At 63.0% G+C, this 15,359-nt stretch carries 15 protein-coding genes; 7 read left to right on the top strand and 8 right to left on the bottom strand.

Annotated features, from left to right (window positions below):
* Positions 1–29: 29 nt before the first annotated feature.
* Complete coding sequence (hisI, locus tag NKH16_RS30520) at positions 30–500, bottom strand: phosphoribosyl-AMP cyclohydrolase (protein ID WP_352746074.1); 471 nt, start codon at positions 498–500, stop codon at positions 30–32.
* Positions 501–510: 10 nt separating this feature from the next.
* Positions 511–1,173, bottom strand: coding sequence for a GTP cyclohydrolase I FolE (gene folE / locus NKH16_RS30515; RefSeq protein ID WP_023678880.1), 663 nt, complete (start codon positions 1,171–1,173; stop codon positions 511–513).
* Positions 1,174–1,413: 240 nt separating this feature from the next.
* Between folE and NKH16_RS30510 the strand changes: the two genes are divergently transcribed.
* On the top strand, positions 1,414–1,860 hold the full coding sequence (locus NKH16_RS30510) for an iron-sulfur cluster assembly scaffold protein (protein ID WP_352746076.1): 447 nt from the start codon (positions 1,414–1,416) through the stop codon (positions 1,858–1,860).
* Here NKH16_RS30510 and NKH16_RS30505 read toward each other — a convergent pair.
* Positions 1,857–2,771, bottom strand: coding sequence for a LysR substrate-binding domain-containing protein (locus NKH16_RS30505; RefSeq protein WP_352822151.1), 915 nt, complete (start codon positions 2,769–2,771; stop codon positions 1,857–1,859). The two genes, NKH16_RS30510 and NKH16_RS30505, sit on opposite strands and share 4 nt — an antisense overlap.
* A 91-nt stretch (positions 2,772–2,862) precedes the next feature.
* On the opposite strand from NKH16_RS30505, the gene NKH16_RS30500 reads away from it, so the two are divergent.
* The 4 genes from NKH16_RS30500 to thrS all read left to right on the top strand — a co-directional run bounded on the left by NKH16_RS30500 (position 2,863) and on the right by thrS (position 6,587).
* Entirely contained in the window at positions 2,863–3,030 is a 168-nt protein-coding gene (locus NKH16_RS30500; RefSeq protein WP_352620516.1) for a hypothetical protein, read from the top strand.
* Between the two features lie 79 nt (positions 3,031–3,109).
* On the top strand, positions 3,110–3,484 hold the full coding sequence (gene yidD, locus NKH16_RS30495; protein ID WP_352746079.1) for a membrane protein insertion efficiency factor YidD: 375 nt from the start codon (positions 3,110–3,112) through the stop codon (positions 3,482–3,484).
* 146 nt (positions 3,485–3,630) lie between these two features.
* Positions 3,631–4,446 (top strand): class D beta-lactamase, encoded by an 816-nt coding sequence (gene blaOXA / locus NKH16_RS30490; RefSeq protein ID WP_352746081.1) that lies wholly within the window; start codon positions 3,631–3,633, stop codon positions 4,444–4,446.
* A 167-nt stretch (positions 4,447–4,613) separates the two neighbouring features.
* Complete coding sequence (gene thrS, locus NKH16_RS30485; protein ID WP_352746084.1) at positions 4,614–6,587, top strand: threonine--tRNA ligase; 1,974 nt, start codon at positions 4,614–4,616, stop codon at positions 6,585–6,587.
* Between the two features lie 158 nt (positions 6,588–6,745).
* On the opposite strand, the gene NKH16_RS30480 is transcribed toward thrS, so the two are convergent.
* Positions 6,746–7,711 (bottom strand): RgsD C-terminal domain-containing protein, encoded by a 966-nt coding sequence (locus NKH16_RS30480; RefSeq protein WP_352704586.1) that lies wholly within the window; start codon positions 7,709–7,711, stop codon positions 6,746–6,748.
* A gap of 156 nt (positions 7,712–7,867) precedes the next feature.
* On the opposite strand from NKH16_RS30480, the gene NKH16_RS30475 reads away from it, so the two are divergent.
* Complete coding sequence (locus NKH16_RS30475; RefSeq protein WP_352568828.1) at positions 7,868–8,452, top strand: nitroreductase family protein; 585 nt, start codon at positions 7,868–7,870, stop codon at positions 8,450–8,452.
* A gap of 21 nt (positions 8,453–8,473) precedes the next feature.
* On the opposite strand, the gene NKH16_RS30470 is transcribed toward NKH16_RS30475, so the two are convergent.
* A complete protein-coding gene (locus NKH16_RS30470; protein ID WP_352451350.1) occupies positions 8,474–9,355 on the bottom strand; it encodes an HpcH/HpaI aldolase/citrate lyase family protein in 882 nt (293 codons plus the stop codon).
* Positions 9,356–9,358: 3 nt separating this feature from the next.
* Positions 9,359–9,850 (bottom strand): MaoC family dehydratase, encoded by a 492-nt coding sequence (locus NKH16_RS30465; protein ID WP_502894930.1) that lies wholly within the window; start codon positions 9,848–9,850, stop codon positions 9,359–9,361.
* Positions 9,851–9,960: 110 nt separating this feature from the next.
* Between NKH16_RS30465 and NKH16_RS30460 the strand changes: the two genes are divergently transcribed.
* Positions 9,961–11,082, top strand: a complete 1,122-nt coding sequence (locus tag NKH16_RS30460) for a DUF2336 domain-containing protein (RefSeq protein ID WP_352451348.1) — start codon at positions 9,961–9,963, stop codon at positions 11,080–11,082.
* On the opposite strand, the gene NKH16_RS30455 is transcribed toward NKH16_RS30460, so the two are convergent.
* Both NKH16_RS30455 and parE read right to left on the bottom strand, forming a co-directional pair.
* Positions 11,079–13,145 (bottom strand): FUSC family protein, encoded by a 2,067-nt coding sequence (locus tag NKH16_RS30455; protein ID WP_352746089.1) that lies wholly within the window; start codon positions 13,143–13,145, stop codon positions 11,079–11,081. The genes NKH16_RS30460 and NKH16_RS30455 overlap by 4 nt on opposite strands.
* Positions 13,146–13,187: 42 nt before the next feature.
* Positions 13,188–15,239 (bottom strand): DNA topoisomerase IV subunit B, encoded by a 2,052-nt coding sequence (gene parE, locus NKH16_RS30450; protein WP_352746091.1) that lies wholly within the window; start codon positions 15,237–15,239, stop codon positions 13,188–13,190.
* Between the last annotated feature and the right edge of the window lie 120 nt (positions 15,240–15,359).

Below are 15,359 nucleotides of genomic sequence, written 5' to 3'. Positions count from 1 at the left end.
ATATACGTGGCTGAAGTGCTGCGAATGGTTCATATTGATGGTGTATTGGGCTTTCGATACGTTTTTTCCGCATCGAACAGCGGCTTGCTGCCGTCGCTGGCAAGCGTCCCTTTGCCATCGCTCAGCCCCACCGTCCGATAAAAGCATGAACGTCGGCCGGTGTGACAAGTTGCTTGGTGACCCAGCACTTTGACGCGCAACCATATCGCGTCCTGGTCACAATCCGTGAGCATCTCGACAACCTGCTGGACATTGCCCGAGGTTTCGCCCTTCTTCCACAGCGCGTTGCGCGAACGCGACCAGTAGTGCGCGATGCCGGTCTCGAGCGTCAGCGCCAGCGCCTCGGCATTCATGTGCGCGACCATCAGCAGCATGCCGTCTTCGGCATCGGTGACGACGGCGGTGACGAGGCCGCCGGCATCGAAGCGCGGCGAAAGGACCGTGCCTTCCTCAAGCGCCTTCTTGTCTGAGGGAGCTTTCGGGAACTCCAATGCCGACATTCGCCGGTCCTTATTTAACTAAGGTGGGGCGGGTCTGATCAGTTCCGCCGCCGCGCACCATGGTGACGAAGCGGACCTGCTCTTCGGGTGTATCCTTGAACACGCCGGTGAAGGTCGAGGTCAGCGTGGTGGAGCCCTGTTTGCGGATACCGCGCATGGCCATGCACATATGCTCGGCCTCGAGCATGACGGCGACGCCACGCGGATTGAGCACGTCCTGGATGACCCCGGCAATCTGCGCCGTCATCGCTTCCTGGGTCTGCAGACGATGGGCGAAGATGTCGACCACGCGGGCGATCTTGGACAGGCCGACGACCTTGCCGTCCGGCAGATAGCCGACATGCGCCTTGCCGATGATCGGCACCATGTGGTGCTCGCAATGCGAGTGGAACGTGATGTCCTTGACGATCACGAGGTCATCGTAGCCGGCGACTTCCTCGAAGGTGCGGCCGAGTTCCTCGGCCGGACACATGTCGTAGCCGTTGAACATTTCGCGGAACGCCTTAGTAACGCGCTTCGGCGTGTCGATCAGACCCTCGCGGTCAGGGTTGTCGCCGGTCCAGCGCAGCAAGGTGCGCACCGCGGCTTCGACTTCGGCCTCGCTTGGCCGGTCGGTGACCGGCTTTTCCATATAGGCCGACTGCGGCATGAGTTTCTTGATAACGGCGTCCATAAAGGCGTCTCCCGTAGTTCCTCTCTCAGGAGGAACGAGTTGAACGGACCACGACCTTTCGGGTGTTAGAAACTCGCCCGGTTTCCAGCCCGTAAGTGGCGTGAACAGATTTGGGCATGACGAGGTTTGTGGTCACCTTGTCGATACCCGACTACCGCCATTATATATGTTCGTGCCGAGCGAAAGGAAGACGCCAGAGCGGCAATGACTGTTCGCTGGGCGGCGACGGATTGGAAAAATATGATCGACGATGTCTACAATGCGAAAATTCTGGGTTTTGCCGGAAACATCGCACGGATCGGCCGGCTCGACCGGCCCGACGCAACCGCACGAGCACATTCCAAACTGTGCGGCTCGACGGTGACCGTCGATCTGAAGATGGATGACGGCGTCGTCAGCGATTTCGCGCATGACGTGAAGGCCTGTGCGCTTGGCCAGGCGTCGTCGTCGATCATGGCGCAGCATGTCGTCGGCGCCAGCGCCGAAGAATTGCGCAGCGTGCGCGCGACGATGCTGAAGATGCTGACGGAAAATGGCCCGCCGCCCGAAGGCCGCTTCGCCGACCTGAAATACCTGGAGCCGGTGCGCGACTATAAGGCGCGCCACGCCTCGACCATGCTGACCTTCGACGCAGTGGTCGACGCGATCGGCCAGATCGAAAAGAAGCGGGCGGAAGAGGCAGCTTAAACCTTGGCGAGAAAACGCCGGCTTTCGGCGAATTCCGCCCGGACCCAGTCGGCAAAAGCCCTGGCTGGCTCGGAAAGGTAATTCAGCCTTCTGGCCACTAGCCAATAGGCGCCCGACGCGACGTCGATGTCGAAAGGCTTGATCAGCGCGCCGGACGCAAGTTCTTCGCCGATCTGCAAAAGATCGCCCAGCGCGACACCATGTCCAAGCAAGGCTGCCTGCTTCGAAAGCGAAGCATCGGCCAGCATCGGGCCGCGCGCAGGCACGGCATCAGCCGTCACGCCCGCCGCTTCGAACCAGCGCGCCCAAGCCTGACGGTTTTCTTCGTGCAGCAATGTATAGCGACCAAGGTCGATCGGCTTTTCCAGAGCTGGGCCGGATGCAAGAAGTGCCGGCGACAGGACTGGGGAATCGACGACCGCGGCAAGCTGTTCGGCTTCGCTGCGTGGCCATGAGTTGGCGTGCGCACTGAAACGTAGGGCAAGTTCGGGCTGATCGCTGCGAAACTCTATCAACCTCGGGTCGACCTCAAGGGAAACGTCGATGTCGGGTCGCAACTCGCGAAACCGGTTGAGCCGCGGCACCAGCCATACGGATGCAAGCGATGGCTCGACGCTGACACGTACCACGGACTGCGTCGGGGCCGCCGTCAATTCCGAAAGCAGCCTGTCGATGCCCTCGAAACTTCTGACTAACTGGTCGAGCAGCCGCCGGCCGGTGTCGGTCAACTCGACGCGGCGATGATGGCGGAAGAACAAAGGTTGGCGCAGGAAGGTTTCGAGCTCGCGGATCTGTCGGCTGATCGCCGCCTGCGAAACATAAAGCTCCTCGGCCGCACGGCTGAAGCTCAGGTGACGACCGGCTGCTTCGAAGCTTCTGAGAGCCGTCAGGGGGAGGTGTCTGCGCTTCATTCGCATAACTCAGAGTTATCTGACGTGGACGTTATTCTCGTTTGAAGAGCAAGGCCAGCGGCGCTCTAATCGGTGCTCAAGGAGTGCCGCCATGATCCAGTTTCTCAACATTCTGGGCGATGTCGTGCGGATCGCGACGTTTCAGTGGTACGACGAGAAACCGCATAGGGATTGGTGCGAGGAGAGGCCGCCGACCAGCGTCGCCGTATGTCGAAGGCCGACGCCCGACCGCTACCCGGTTCGCCGTACCAGGCCATGACGGGATTGCCGGAACGGCATTGCGTTCCTGGCCCGATGCGCACATCTATCGCGTAGGGAAACGCGATGTGGAGACTGCGGTGGTCGGCCAACATCGGCAAGCGCGCGGCGCCAGACCGATTCGACAAGGACGCAATTGGCCCGGCCCGTGGCGCAAGACGCCGGGCCGCGTCTTCGGCACGTCGCTTGTCCGACTCTACCAGCTGACGCTGTCCGGCTTCGTCGGCAATTCCTGCCGGCATCTGCCGACCTGTTCCGAATACGCGCACGAAGCGATCGCCCGCCACGGGCTGTGGGCCGGCGGCTGGATGGGGTTTTTCCGGGTGCTGCGCTGCGGACCGTTCGGCACGCACGGCATCGACCGGGTGCCTGAGGCACTGGCTGATCGCTACCTCTGGTTCATGCCATGGCGGTATTGGCGGATCGGGAAAAAACGTGGCGACCTGGACAGTTGACCGCAACTGTGCGGTGCACAAAGGGATCGCTTTTTACGATCTGGTAGGGTTAACCGCAGCTTGCGCTGACATAGCGCATTTGAGACAAAATCGAGACAAGACACCTCGCTAAGCCGCTCCTGACACCCTTCAGGAGAGATTACCAAATGCGCCGGATAGATCGTCGTCCCTTCATTTTCGCCGTGGTTCTCTACGTCCTGGCGTGGCTGATGGGTTTTCCGATCCGTGCGCAATCGGCGCCGCTCGGGGACGTCGAATGCACGCTGATCGTCGACGCCGCAAGCGGCGAGACGCTGTATCGCCAAGGGACCTGTGATCAGCGCTTCAGCCCCGCCTCGACATTCAAGGTTCCGCTGGCGCTGATCGGCTATGATGCTGGAATCCTGAGCGACGAGCATACGCCAAGCTGGGAGTACAAGGCAGAGTTCAATGCCCCGAAACGGGACCGCAAGACCGTCGACCCGACGATCTGGGAAAGGGATTCGGTCCTTTGGTTCTCACGCGAGATTACGCGCCGGCTCGGCAGCAAACAGTTTGCCGGCTATGTGTCCAGATTGGACTATGGCAACACCGAAGTCTCCGGCACTGCCGGCAAGAATGACGGCCTCACCCATTCCTGGGTGAATTCTTCGCTCAAGATATCGCCGGTCGAGCAGGTCGATTTTCTGCGCCAGCTGCTGGCGCGGAAACTGCCGGTCTCGGACGCGGCCCATGCGATGACCAGCGCGATTGTCCCAACCTTCCGGGCAGGCGGCTGGACGGTGCAGGGCAAGACCGGAACGACCAGGCTCGGCGACAGCGCCGACAAGCGCTCGCTTGGCTGGTTTGTCGGCTGGGCGCAGACCGATGTTCGCAAGATCGTCTTTGCCCGCCTGGTAGTCGATACGAAACGTTCCGATACGCCAAAGGGGCTCAAGACGCGGGCGATGTTCCTGAAAGATCTGCCGAATCTCCTCAGGTGACCTACATCCGGCTTTACGGCGCCGAAAACTGCCCATAAAAGACCGCTCGCCGCCGGACGCATCCGGCTCTTACTGATGCATGTCGTAGCCCCAAAACCGCTAAGCAGTCTTGGGCGACATGCATTTCACCACCCGCGCTCGTTTGCGGGACTGGATAGGAGAATCTTATGCTGAATTCCGTTTCCCTGACATTTCCCGATGGTTCCGTTCGCGATTACGACGCGGCGATGACCGGCGCCGGCCTGGCGGAATCGATCTCGAAGTCGCTGGCCAAGAAGGCCGTTGCCTACAGCATCGATGGCACAGTGCGCGATCTTTCCGACCCGATCGGCAGATCGGCCAAAGTCGAGATCATCACCCGCGAGGACCCGCGTGCGCTGGAGCTCATCCGCCACGATGCAGCCCATGTGCTGGCCGAAGCCGTGCAGGAACTTTGGCCGGGAACGCAGGTGACCATCGGGCCGGTGATCGAAAACGGATTCTACTACGATTTTGCCCGCAACGAGCCGTTCACGCCCGACGATTTCCCGGTGATCGAGAAGAAGATGCGCGAGATCATTGCGCGCAACAAGCCGTTCACCAAAGAGGTGTGGTCGCGTGAGAAGGCGAAAAGGATCTTTGCCGACAAGGGCGAGCGCTACAAGCTCGAGCTGATCGACGCCATCTCCGAGGATCAGGATCTCAAGATCTATGCACAGGGCGACTGGTTCGACCTTTGCCGCGGCCCGCATATGGCCTCGACTGGCCAGATCGGCAGCGCCTTCAAGCTGATGAAGGTCGCCGGCGCCTATTGGCGCGGCGACAGCAACAACCCGATGCTGACCCGCATCTACGGCACGGCCTGGGCCGACCAGGCGCAGCTCGAAGCGTATCAGACGATGCTGGAGGAGGCCGAGAAGCGCGACCACAGGAAGCTCGGCCGTGAGATGGACCTGTTCCACTTCCAGGAGGAGGGCCCCGGGGTCGTGTTCTGGCACGCCAAGGGCTGGAGGATGTTCCAGAACCTGGTCAATTACATGCGTCGCCGCCTCGACGAGCAGGGCTATCAGGAGGTCAACGCGCCGCAGGTGCTCGACAAGAGCCTGTGGGAGACGTCAGGCCACTGGGGCTGGTACCGGGACAACATGTTCAAGGTGACGGTTGCTGGCGACGACACCGACGACGACCGGGTGTTTGCGCTGAAGCCGATGAACTGCCCCGGTCACGTCCAAATCTTCAAGCACGGGCTGAAATCCTACCGCGATCTGCCGGTAAAACTTGCGGAATTCGGCAATGTGCATCGCTATGAGCCGTCCGGCGCGCTGCACGGGCTGATGCGCGTGCGCGGCTTTACCCAGGACGATGCGCACATCTTCTGCACCGAGGAACAGCTCGCCGACGAGTGCATCAAGATCAACGATCTGATCCTCTCGACCTATGCCGATTTTGGCTTCGACGAAATCACCGTCAAGCTGGCGACCCGCCCCGAAAAACGGGTCGGCACCGACGCGATGTGGGATCATGCTGAGGGCGTGCTGCAGGACGTGCTCGACAAGATCGCGGCGCGGTCGGGCAACCGGATCAAGACGGGCGTCAATCCGGGTGAGGGCACGTTCTACGGGCCGAAGTTCGAATATGTGCTGAAGGACGCCATCGGCCGCGACTGGCAATGCGGCACCACGCAGGTTGATTTCAACCTGCCGGAACGGTTCGGCGCCTTCTACATCGGCTCGGATTCGGAAAAGAAGCAGCCGGTGATGGTGCATCGCGCCATCTGCGGCTCGATGGAGCGTTTTCTCGGCATCCTGATCGAGAATTATTCCGGCCATTTCCCGCTCTGGTTCGCGCCGCTGCAGGTGGTGGTGGCGACGATCACTTCCGATGCCGACGATTACGCCCAAAAGGTCGTTGCACAGCTGAAGGCGGCGGGGCTGATCGCCGAAGCCGATCTGCGCAACGAGAAGATCAACTACAAGGTCCGCGAGCATTCGCTGGCCAAGGTCCCGGTCATCCTCGTCTGTGGCAAGCGCGAGGCCGAGGAAGAAGCGGTCAATATCCGTCGTCTCGGTTCGCGCGACCAGGAATCGCTCGGCCTCGCAGCCGCCGTGAAGCTGCTTGCCGATGAGGCGGTGACACCCGACCGCAAGCGCCGCGCGGCCTGAACCAGCCGACCAGCAACGAATGGCGGTGGAGCGATCCACCGCCATTTTTATATTTTATATGCCTGTCACGCCGCGCGCCTATCTGGCAAATCGATCGACGTGCGCGTCGGCGACGCGCTGGCGCGACGCATGCGCAAGGCAGCTTAGAGGGGCGCGCCTCAGTCGGCGCCTTCCTCGGAATCGATGGCCGAAGCCTCGGTGGCCAGAACCTCGATGTCCTGGTTGTGCCCAGCCACCACCGTAAAATCCTTCTGGTAGATGCGGTCGCGGTTCTTGGCGATGATGGTGTAGTCGCCCTCGGCCAGCACCATCGAGGCAAAGGCGCCGACAGTTTCCTTGATCGGATCGCCGGATTCGTTGAGCAGGGACCAGGAGGTGTCGGCGATCGCCTCGCCGCCTGGTTCGCGCACCAGCTTCATGGTCATTTCGGCGGCACGGTGCTCGACGGTCGCTTCGGTCAGCTTGCCGGCCTCGACGCGGATGTCGGAGCGGATGACCGCGTTCACCGCGCCATAGGTCGACACGACGTGGTAGGTGCCGGCATTGAGCCGCACGACGCTGTTCGGCTCGACATCGGGTATGATCAGGGCGCGATCGCCATCGGCCGCGGCGTGGCTCTCATAGATCGAGAAGCGCAGCTTCTTCGGCGGTATGCGTACCCCGCCGGACAGCACGGCATCGAGCTTGAGGCCGCCGGCATCGAGCACGAGGCTCTCGCGCTTGGCTTCCTTGCCGACGGTGATGCGCTTGGTGGCGCCGGCCCGCCCGTAGGAGGCGTGGACCAGATACGAACCCGGCTCGAGCTGGAATATGGCGGTGCCGCCATGAGAGGAGGCGACCATCGGCAGCTTGCCGTCGCTGGCCGATTCGGGTTTGAAGACGCGCCAGACGATGCCGCGCGTGATGTCGGCGCCCTTGTCGGTCAATTGCGCCGACAGCGTGATCGCCCCGCTGCTGCCCAATGCCAGCGATGTCTCGCTTTTCGGAGGCGCATAGCCCGAAATTCCGGGAAGCTTCAGCTCGCCGAGGCCGTCCACATCCTGGGCGACGGCAAGCGAAACCGGCACCATCAACAGTGCGGCAGCGAGCCATATCAGGAAAAGACGCAATGTCCCCTCAAACATGCCTTGCGTTGAAGCCCAAGGCGGTGGCAATTTCAAGGCTTAAGAGTCCGGTCGGCTTCTGCTACAGGGCTCTTTGTCCGGCGCGCCGCGCCAATGCCCAAGCCGCCCGATGTCCCGATGGTGCGCTTCAGCTCAAATTCCAGGAGACTTGCGCCCATGGCGTCGCCGATCATCGATCTTCTGCTGACCCGAAATTCCGCGCCGATCCCGGATTTGAAAGAACCGGCACCGGGCGATGCGGAGATCGCGACGATGATCGCCGCCGCCTCGCGGGTGCCGGACCATGGCCGGCTGGAGCCTTGGCGTTTCATCCTTTATCGCGGCGAGGCCCGTATCGAGATCGGCAAGAAGCTGGCAGAACTTGCCGAACAGCGCGAAGGGCCGCTGCCGGAAGGCCGGCGCAACCAGGAATTGGCGCGCTTTTCGCGGGCACCGCTGGTCATCGGCGTGATTTCTATCCCTAGGGAAAATCCAAAGATCCCGCAATGGGAGATGTTCCTGTCCGGCGGCATGGCGGCGATGAACCTGATGCTTGCCGCCAATGCGCTGGGCTACGGCACCAACATGATCAGCAACTGGTATTCCGACGTGCCCGAGGGCAGGGCGATCCTCGGCCTGGCGCCGCATGAGCGGGTCGTCGGCTTCGTCCATATCGGCTCCTACCAGGGGCCAGCACCGGAACGACCGCGGCCCGATCCGGCAAAGCTCTATGCCGACTATTCAGGGCCGTGGGTGGGATAATTTCGGCGCGGAACAGACCCCCTAAGGATCAAGCTCCGATGCCTTGGCTCGCGCCAGGAGCCGCTCTGCGAGCTTGAGATGCGGCCGGTCGTACATCTTGCCATCCATGCCAACGACGCCGGGATTTCCTGCCGCCTCGAACGCCTCGACGATCGCCAGGGCGCTTTTCACCGCTTGCGCCGAAGGCGTGAAGGCGGCGTTGATGACCGGTACCTGCGCCGGATGGATCGCCATCTTGCCGGTGAAACCGTCGCGCTCGGCCTCGGCGCATTCGGCCTCGAAGCCGGCCATGTCGCGAAAATCCGGAAAGACGGTGTCGATTGCCGCGACTTCCGCGGCACTTGCGGCAAGCATGGTCATGGTGCGGGCGAGGCGGAACACATCCGTGTAGCGGCCATTCGCGTCGCGCGTCGCGCGCGCGCCAATCGCCGCCGACAGATCTTCCGCCCCCCAGGTGACGCCGACAAGCCGCGCGCTTGCACGGGCGTAGGTCGCTGCGGCCAAGACGCCTGCGGCCGTTTCGGTGATGATCGGCAGGATCCTTATCGCGCCATCCGGCAGGCCGCCTTCGGCTTCGTGCACCCTGAGCTTGGCCGAGAGATGCTGGACATCCAGTCCGCTGTTCGACTTAGGCAGCATGATGCCGTCTGGTTTCACCGGCACGAGCGCCGCCAGATCGTCGTCGGTCAGTCCGGTCGAAAGATCGTTGACGCGCACATAGATCGCGGAGCTGGTCCGGTGCCTGTGCTCGGCGATAAAACGCGCCGCTGTGTCGCGCGCCAACCCCTTGTTCTGCGCGGCAATCGAATCCTCGAGGTCGACGATGACCACGTCGGCTCCTACGCCAAAGCCCTTCTCCAGCTTCTTTTCCGAATCGCCAGGAACGAAGAGCAGAGAACGCATCGGCTATGCCTTTTTCATCATCATGGCTTGCCTCGTGCATTTGGCAACCAGCACATCGTTCTGGTTATAGGCGCGGTGCTCGAACTCGACGATACCGCGGTCCGGTTTCGACCTGGAATCGCGCACCGAAACCACCGTGGTCTCGACGCGAATGGTGTCGCCATGGAAGACGGGGTGCGGAAACACTGTCTCCTTCATGCCGAGATTGGCGATGGTGGTGCCGACGGTGATGTCATTGACCGAGATGCCGATCATCAGGCCAAGCGTGAACAGCGAATTGACCAGCGGCTTGCCCCATTCGCTCTTCGCCGCGAAGTCGAAGTCGATGTGCAGCGGCTGCGGGTTCAGCGTCATCACCGAAAACAGCATATTGTCGCTTTCGGTCACGGTCTTGCGCAGCGTGTGCTTGAACACATGGCCGAGAACGAACTCCTCAAGGTAAAGTCCGGCCATTGTCGATCTCCTCCGCTGCTTAAGGGTTGATAGGCGTTGCATACCGGGCTCGCAAGCCAGTTAACGAACATGGTGAACCGTTCGTAAACCATTTGTGCCTACGGTCTCCGCCAGGGTCAGAAGCGTTCTGGCAAGGGGCGTAAGCAGGCGACATGGTCGTTTCGCATTTCCTGAAATGGATCCATACGGCGAAGGTGTCGGAGCGTGCTGCGGCGGCAAGCGCGCTGGCTCGCGCCTATGTCGACTCGGAGCTGCCTTTCGAGGACCGCTGCGCTGCCGAGGCGGCGCTGACGTTGCTGCTCGATGACGTATCGTCGAAGGTGCGGGCGGCGATCGCCGACGCGCTTTCCATGAGCCATCATGCGCCGCCGCAGATCGTCAGCGCGCTGGCCTCGGACCAGCCGGAAGTCGCAGCCTTGGTGCTGGCGCGCTCGCCGCTGCTCACCGATGCCGACCTGATCGATCGGGTTGCCGGCGGCCAGAAGGCGACGCAGAAGGTGATCGCCGACCGGCCACGCGTCTCGATGTCGGTTGCGGCGGCGATCGCCGAGATCGGCGAGCCGGAAGCCTGCGCCACGCTGCTCGCCAACAGCGGCGCCGACATCGCATCCGTCAGCTTTCGCCGCATGGCCGAGCGGCACGGCCATCTGCCTCTGGTGCGCGAGGCGCTGATCGCCGACACCCGGCTGCCCGCCGATTGCCGGCATACGCTGCTGGTCAAGCTCGGGGAGATGCTCAAGGGGTCGCCGCTGGTGCTGGCGCTGATGGGCGCCGCCAGGGCCGAGCGCGTCACGCGCGATGCTTGCATCAAGGCTTCGGTGACGCTGATCGAAGGCACGCGGACAGAGGAACATACCGCACTTGTCGAACATCTGCGCCTGCGCGGCGACCTGACCGCAAGCTTCGTCGTCCGCACCATTGCGCACGGCAAGGTCGACTTCTTTGGTTCGGCGCTGGTCGCGCTCAGCCAACAGTCCGAACAACGGGTGAGAGCACTGCTGGCCGGCGGGCATGACATAGCGTTGCAGGCACTGTTCCGCAGCGCCGGGCTTGCCGCCGCCACCCACGCCATCATTCTGCGCGCGCTGAAGGTCTGGCGCGAGGTCGCCAATGGCAAACGCCTCGCCGGCGTCCAGGAAGTCAGCTGGCTGATGCTGAAGGAATTGGGCGGACAGTCCGCAGAAGGCGATCTCGCCGGGCTGGTCAAATCGATCCATCTCGACGCGCTGCGCGAGAACGCACGCGGGCACGCGCTGGCGATCGCTGCTGCCTAAACCCGGTCCTTCGCGAAAAAATCCGGAAAATCCTCGATCGCGGCGGCAATGATGCGCAGCGAAGCGGCGATCTGCAGCATTTCGGCCGCGACGCTGCGCTCCGCGATGCCTGCTGCATACTGCCTGGCGACTGCGACGGTCGCCGTCTGCGGCTCGCCGGGCCGCCTGAACAGCAGCTCGCGTGCCAGACCGCGCAGGAAATTGGCGATGGAAAGTGCTGTTTCAGGCGGGATCGCGGAACTTTGCTGCGCGTTGCGCAGCCGTAGGATTTCGAGGCCGACGGTAACCGCAGCTATGCCGCCGCCGAGAACCGCGTCGCCTTTCTTGCCGGCGTTCTGCAGCAGTGGCATCAACTGGTTGATCCGGTCGTAGGCAAGGCTTTCGAAGGCCGATCGCCGCGGCAGGCGGTCGTGCAGGCAAAGGCGTGCAAGATCTTCGCGCATGGTTTGCAGGATGCGGTTGACTGTAACCCAGGGGTCGGCGGGCAGCACGACGGCGAAGACGCCGATCGCCAGAAGAATGCCGACAAGGACCGCTGCCGAATTGGCGAAGAACGGCTCCGGATCGTAGGTCATGACCTGATGTGGGCTGAGGAAGGCGAGGAAATTGATCGCAAAGGCCGTTGCCACGCCGACGTAGCGCGGATTGGCCATGGCCAGTGCCGCTGGCACCAGGATCGGCACGACAAAGACCATGAACCATCCGAAGCCTGGCAAAGCCGGAAGCGCCAACTGGCCGATGAGAAACGCAAAGGGCAGGGCGAGCAACGTGCCCTCGAAGAAGTTCCATGCCGACCGGATCGGATCGGGGCGAGCGGCGAACAGGCTGGAGACGACCGCGACCAGAATGACCGTGCCCGTCGCGTCCGACCATTTCGTCGCCAGCCAGAAGCCGGCGACCAGGAGTGTGGCGATAGCGGCGCGCACGGCATTGTGCGATGCCGCACGATAATCGCGGTGCACCACCAGCGCCGGCTGCCGCCGTTCGCGACTGGCACGAGACGGGGGAGAGCGGAGTGCATCCAGGCCGCGCAGCACTTGCTGCATAGCCTCGGCGAAGTCGGCGGCAATGGTTAGGCGGGTGACAGTGCCAGCCCAGTCAATGTCTTGCCCGGCCGCGATGCCAGGCATCTGCCGTGCCTTGCCGGCGATTGCGTCGAGCCGCGCCACCCAGGGCGCCGTATCGTCCAGTGCGCCCGGCTTGGCTACCAGTTCGCCGACAACGGCCTGCAACTCGGCGCGAACGGGGATGAGGGCTGCATTCTTCGGCGCGGCGTGGGCATGCAGCGCACGCGCCGCTGACAGGGCCGACAGAAGCTGGCCGATGGTACGCCGGACCGGATAGGCGCGGGTGGCGAGGCTCGGCCCCTCCAGCCTTGCGTAGGTGCGCATCTCGCCGAGCGTCTGGACGTCGCCGATCAGCTTGCGGTGCAGCCCGGCAAGCTTTTCCGCATCGCCGCCGGAAAAAGCGCCGTCCGCATAGGCCGCCAGGTCGAGAATGCTGCGTTTCAGTCTTGAGATGATGGCGTCGGCGGCCAGTTTCGGCAGGATCAGCCGGCTGCTCAGCGCGGCGCAAATGATGCCAAGCACGATTTCCGCGCAGCGCGCCACGGCGAGATCGATGACGAGGTGCGGCTGGCCGAAAGCCGGCAGGCCGATGATCATCGCGGTGTAGCCGGCAAGCGCCGCGCCATAGGCTTCCGGATTGCGGAGCAGCGACGAGACCAGCGAGCAGATGCCGATCCAGACGGCAAGAACGGTAACCAGCAACCACGGGTTGGCATCGAAAACAGTGGTAATGCCGATCGCAGCCAGCGCGCCGGCAAGCGTGCCGAGGAGACGATAAAACCCCTTCGCCAGCACCATGCCGGCGACCGGCTGTGCGACGATGAACACCGTCATCATCGCCCATTGCGGGTGGTCGAGCTTCAGCGCATAGGCGGCCAAGAGTGCGATGAGGCCGGCCGAAACGGTGCGCAGGGCAAAGATCCAGTCCGAGCGCGTCGGCCGCGTCAGGCCAGCGATCCGCGTGCCGATATCGTCCTTCAGCCGCGCCCAGGTCAAGTGCTCGTCTCCAGCTCAGAAGGCCAAGCTAGCGGCGGGAGCTCAGATATCCAGCACTTCCGTCTCGGCGAATTCCGCGCGTTCCTGGATGAACCGGAAACGGGCCTCGGGCTTGGTCCCCATCAATGCGTCGACCGCATCCTTGGTCGCCGCCTCGGCATCGATAACGTCGACCCGCAGCAGCGTGCGCTTTTTCGGGTCCATGGTGGTTTCCTTGAGCTGGGCGGCCATCATTTCGCCCAGCCCCTTGAAGCGGCCGATTTCGACCTTGCCGCGCCCGGTGAATTCGGTGCGCAGGAGTTCGTCCTTGTGCGCGTCGTTGCGGGCATAGGCGACCTTGCCGCCTTGCCGGATCGAATAAAGCGGCGGCACCGCCAGATAGAGATGGCCGCCGCGGACCAGGCTTGGCATCTCCTGGTAGAAAAAGGTGATCAGCAGCGAGGCGATATGGGCGCCGTCGACGTCGGCATCTGTCATGATGATGACCCGGTCGTAACGCAGGTCCTCGTCGCGGTATCTCGAGCGCGTGCCGCAGCCAAGCGCCTGGATGAGGTCGGATATCTGCTGGTTGGCGGCAAGCTTGTCGTTGCCGGCGCTGGCGACGTTGAGGATCTTGCCGCGCAGGGGCAGCACCGCCTGGCTGGCGCGGTCGCGCGCCTGCTTTGCCGAACCGCCGGCCGAATCGCCCTCGACGATGAACAGCTCGGCACCGGCGGCGGCATTCTGCGTGCAGTCGGCGAGCTTGCCGGGCAGGCGCAGCTTGCGCACCGCACTCTTGCGCGACACTTCCTTTTCCTGGCGGCGGCGCACCCGCTCGTCGGCGCGCGCGATCACCCATTCGAGCAGTTTCGAAGCTTCCTGCGGATTGTCGGCCAGCCAATGGTCGAACGGGTCGCGGATAGCGCTTTCGACGATGCGGATCGCCTCGATCGTCGCCAACCTGTCCTTGGTCTGGCCGACGAATTCCGGTTCGCGGATGAACACCGACAGCATGCCCGCCGCCGAGATCATCACATCCTCGGAAGTGACGATCGAGGCGCGCTTGTTGCCGACCAGGTCGGCATAAGCGCGCAAGCCGCGCGTCAGGACGTTACGGAAGCCGGCCTCATGCGTGCCGCCCTCCGCGGTCGGGATGGTATTGCAATAGGAATTGATAAAACCGTCGCCGCCGAACCAGGTCACCGCCCATTCGAGCGAACCGTGACCGCCCTGCTTCTCGCTCTTGCCGGCGAACATTTCGCGGGTGACCTGGAATTCGTCGCCGAGCGAGGCTTTCAGATAATCCTTGAGGCCGCCCGGAAAATGGAATTCTGCCTTGGCCGGCGTCGTGTCCTTTTCCCTGATCAGCGACGGATCGCAGGTCCAGCGGATTTCGACACCGCCGAACAGATAGGCCTTTGACCGCGCCATGCGGTAGAGCCGCGCCGGCTCGAAAGCAGCGCCCTTGCCGAAAATCTGCTCGTCTGGATGGAAGCGGATCTTCGTGCCGCGGCGGTTGTGCACCTCGCCGAGCTGCTCCAGGCCGGTCACAGGAATGCCGCGCGAGAACTTTTGCCGATAAAGTTTCCTTCCCAGCGCCACCTCGACCTCGAGATGGTCGGACAGCGCGTTGACCACGGAAACGCCGACACCGTGCAGGCCGCCGGACGTCTCGTAAACCTTGCTGTCGAACTTGCCGCCTGAATGCAGCGTCGTCATGATGAGTTCGAGCGCCGGCTTCTTGAATTTCGGGTGCGGATCGACCGGAATGCCGCGGCCGTTGTCTGTGACGGACAGGTATCCGTCGGCGGAAAGCTCGACATCGATGAAGGTCGCATGGCCGGCGACCGCCTCGTCCATCGAATTGTCGATGACCTCGGCGAACAGATGGTGCATCGCCTTGTCGTCGGTGCCGCCAATGTACATGCCCGGGCGGCGGCGCACCGGCTCCAGCCCCTCCAGCACTTCGATATCGGCGGCACTGTAGCTCTCGCTGGCGTCGCGGGGCGCCGGCCGCTTCGCCGCCTGCACCAGCGGGTCGGCCGGGCGCGCGGCGGCGCGAGCCGGTTGCGGCTGCTTGTCCAATTTGGCGAAAAGATCGTTGTTGTCGTCCATGCCGGTCCTGGATTCCGATGCTGCGAATCACCACCCGATACTGCCACGCTTTTTGTGGGCAGGCGACGGAGGTTCCTGTTACGTTCGAGGATAGGGCCTCTTACTGCAAAACCATTCGAC

The organism is Mesorhizobium sp. M1307 (assembly GCF_040318155.1).
In the GTDB taxonomy this organism is placed as follows: domain Bacteria; phylum Pseudomonadota; class Alphaproteobacteria; order Rhizobiales; family Rhizobiaceae; genus Mesorhizobium.
This window is presented reverse-complemented; position numbering and strand designations above follow the sequence as displayed.

Excerpts from the sequence above, each read along its gene's own strand:
- hisI (WP_352746074.1), bottom strand. The coding sequence starts at position 500 with ATGTCGGCATTGGAGTTCCCGAAAGCTCCCTCAGACAAGAAGGCGCTT.
- folE (WP_023678880.1), bottom strand. The coding sequence starts at position 1,173 with ATGGACGCCGTTATCAAGAAACTCATGCCGCAGTCGGCCTATATGGAA.
- NKH16_RS30510 (WP_352746076.1), top strand. The coding sequence starts at position 1,414 with ATGATCGACGATGTCTACAATGCGAAAATTCTGGGTTTTGCCGGAAAC.
- NKH16_RS30505 (WP_352822151.1), bottom strand. The coding sequence starts at position 2,771 with ATGAAGCGCAGACACCTCCCCCTGACGGCTCTCAGAAGCTTCGAAGCA.
- NKH16_RS30500 (WP_352620516.1), top strand. The coding sequence starts at position 2,863 with ATGATCCAGTTTCTCAACATTCTGGGCGATGTCGTGCGGATCGCGACG.
- blaOXA (WP_352746081.1), top strand. The coding sequence starts at position 3,631 with ATGCGCCGGATAGATCGTCGTCCCTTCATTTTCGCCGTGGTTCTCTAC.
- thrS (WP_352746084.1), top strand. The coding sequence starts at position 4,614 with ATGCTGAATTCCGTTTCCCTGACATTTCCCGATGGTTCCGTTCGCGAT.
- NKH16_RS30480 (WP_352704586.1), bottom strand. The coding sequence starts at position 7,711 with ATGTTTGAGGGGACATTGCGTCTTTTCCTGATATGGCTCGCTGCCGCA.
- NKH16_RS30475 (WP_352568828.1), top strand. The coding sequence starts at position 7,868 with ATGGCGTCGCCGATCATCGATCTTCTGCTGACCCGAAATTCCGCGCCG.
- NKH16_RS30470 (WP_352451350.1), bottom strand. The coding sequence starts at position 9,355 with ATGCGTTCTCTGCTCTTCGTTCCTGGCGATTCGGAAAAGAAGCTGGAG.
- NKH16_RS30465 (WP_502894930.1), bottom strand. The coding sequence starts at position 9,850 with ATGCAACGCCTATCAACCCTTAAGCAGCGGAGGAGATCGACAATGGCC.
- NKH16_RS30460 (WP_352451348.1), top strand. The coding sequence starts at position 9,961 with ATGGTCGTTTCGCATTTCCTGAAATGGATCCATACGGCGAAGGTGTCG.
- parE (WP_352746091.1), bottom strand. The coding sequence starts at position 15,239 with ATGGACGACAACAACGATCTTTTCGCCAAATTGGACAAGCAGCCGCAA.